The following is an 837-nucleotide window of genomic DNA, read 5'->3' as shown; positions in this document are numbered from 1 at the left end:
CCCGAATTCAGATAATAAGTGCACCACTCATGGTTAAACGGTGAGAAGAGATCAACTGCCTGTTGGTGGTACTCTGTAGTCGCCAAACAAACATGAGTAGTTACCATGAATTACAAGCAGTTGATCGAAGGGCAACGATATCAGATCGAGGCCTACTTACGCGAGGGTTTCAGCTATCGGGAGATTGGGAAGCGGCTGAACGTTTGTCACACAACCATCAGTAGAGAAGTTCGGCGTAACAGTATTCGTGACAACCACTATCTGCCTGAAGTCGCTCACGCTAAGACAATTAAACGACGATGTCAGGCAGCGAAATATAGTGTTTCAACGCTGACTATGACGTTCGTCGAGTTCGGGTTGAGCCAGAAATGGAGTCCTGAGCAAATTGCTGGTGTAGGTAAGAGCATAGGGCATAGAGTCAGTCATGAGTGGATTTACGGCTACGTACAGCGAGACAAACTGCGTGGAGGTAAGCTGCACAAGCAACTGCGACATAGTCGTCGAAAGTACCGAAAAGGCAGCCGCGCGAAGCGCGTAATTATTCCAAACCGAGTTGGCATTGAGCGTCGTCCGGCTATTGTTGATAAGAAAAAGCGGTTTGGTGACTGGGAAGCCGACACCGTATTAGGCAAGAACGGTACGGGTGCCATCGTCAGCCTGGTTGAACGCAAAAGCAAGCTCTACCTGATACGAAAAGTGCCAGCGAAAAGCGCGGCTGATGTAAGCCGAGCCATGATTGGCATGCTATGGCGCTATCGCGGCCATGTCCGCACGATTACCGCCGACAACGGGGCGGAATTCTGTGCTCATACACAGGTCGCGGATAAGCTGAAAACG

General features: G+C 50.3%; 1 protein-coding gene. It reads left to right on the top strand.

Annotated elements, in window-relative coordinates; all coding sequences use genetic code 11:
* Positions 1-105: 105 nt before the first annotated feature.
* A partial coding sequence (locus JKP77_RS22165) for an IS30 family transposase (RefSeq protein WP_218313344.1) occupies positions 106-837 on the top strand: 732 nt, incomplete at its 3' end.

This window comes from Alteromonas antoniana (genome assembly GCF_019249295.1).
GTDB lineage: Bacteria > Pseudomonadota > Gammaproteobacteria > Enterobacterales > Alteromonadaceae > Alteromonas > Alteromonas antoniana.
The sequence above is the reverse complement of the archived record's forward strand: the minus strand, read 5'-3'. Positions and strand labels throughout refer to the sequence as shown.